Origin of the sequence: Mesorhizobium sp. B1-1-5 (assembly GCF_006443065.1) — a bacterium.
Lineage (GTDB): Bacteria > Pseudomonadota > Alphaproteobacteria > Rhizobiales > Rhizobiaceae > Mesorhizobium.
On record NZ_VFWS01000483.1, the window covers coordinates 1 to 1242 of the forward strand.

1 protein-coding gene is annotated in these 1242 nt (G+C 65.7%); it reads right to left on the bottom strand.

Features of this window, described 5'->3' with window-relative positions; genetic code table 11:
* Positions 1–1242: DNA primase (gene dnaG, locus FJ980_RS32570; RefSeq protein ID WP_140547554.1), on the bottom strand; the 1242-nt coding region annotated here is incomplete at both ends.

The window sequence follows — 1242 nt, forward strand, 5'->3', positions numbered from 1 at the left end:
ATCGTCGCCTCGCGCACCGACATGCCTTCGCTGCCGCGCTTGACCAGTGCCGACTGGCCGAGGCTTTCCGTGATGGCGATGCGACCACCGCCGGCCTTGGCGAATTGTCCGCCGGGAGCGGGCGCCTTGCCCTGCCCCGGTTTCCAGTCCGGACGACCTTGCCGCGTTCCGCGCTGAGAACCGAAGAAGTTCAGCACGCGCTCGCGCATCTCCTGCTGGTAGTGATATCGCAGGCTTTCATCACGGATGCGGCTGGTCAGTTCGCGCAGCCGCTTCTCCAGTTCGGCCCGGCGCTCCGGCGTGTCGAAGACGCCGCCCGCCGTCTCGCGCATCCATAACAGATCGGCAAGAGGACGCGCTTCCGCCAGCACGGCGCGGAAGGCATCCGGCCCCTCCGCCTTGACCAGGTCGTCGGGATCCTTGCCTTCCGGCAGCAGCGCGAAGCGTGCGGTGCGCCCCGCCTGGACTACGGGCAGCACCATGTCGGCGGCCCGCCATGCCGCCTTCAGCCCGGCCTTGTCGCCGTCGAAGCACAGCACCGGCTCGGCGGCCATACGCCACAACAGTTCGAGTTGGTTTTCGGTAAGCGCCGTGCCGAGTGGCGCCACGACATTCTCGAAGCCGGCCTGCGCCAATGCGATGACATCCATATAGCCTTCGACGGCGATGACCGTGCCGCCCTTGGCCAGCGCTTTTCGCGCGCGGGCGAAATTGTAGAGTACGTTGCCCTTGTGGAAGAGCTCGGTATCGGGCGAGTTCATATATTTGGCGAGCGCATCCGGCGCCAGCGCTCGCCCGCCGAAAGCGATGATCTTGCCGCGCGAATCCGGAATCGGGAACATGATGCGGTCGCGGAACCAGTCATAGGAAACCGGAATGTCGTCGCCATGGCGCACCAGCCCACAGTCCTCGATATCGGCCTTCGGCACGCCCTTTGCGGCCAGATGCTCCTTCAGCGAATTGCGGCTGTCGGGCGCATAGCCCAGCCGGAACGCATGCTGCGTCGCGGGCGTCAGTCCGCGGTCGCGCAGATACGCACGGGCTTTGGCGCCCTCCGCGCCCTGTAGCCGCTCCTGGAAAAAGGCAGTCGCCATTTCCATGACGTCGGTAAGGCTGGCGCGTTCCTTCTCGCGCCGCTCCTCCTGCATGTCGCGAACCGGCATCGGCACGCCGGCCATGTCTGCGATCTTCTCGACCGCCTCGGGAAAGCTCAGTCCGTCAAGTTCGGTCAGGAACTTGAAG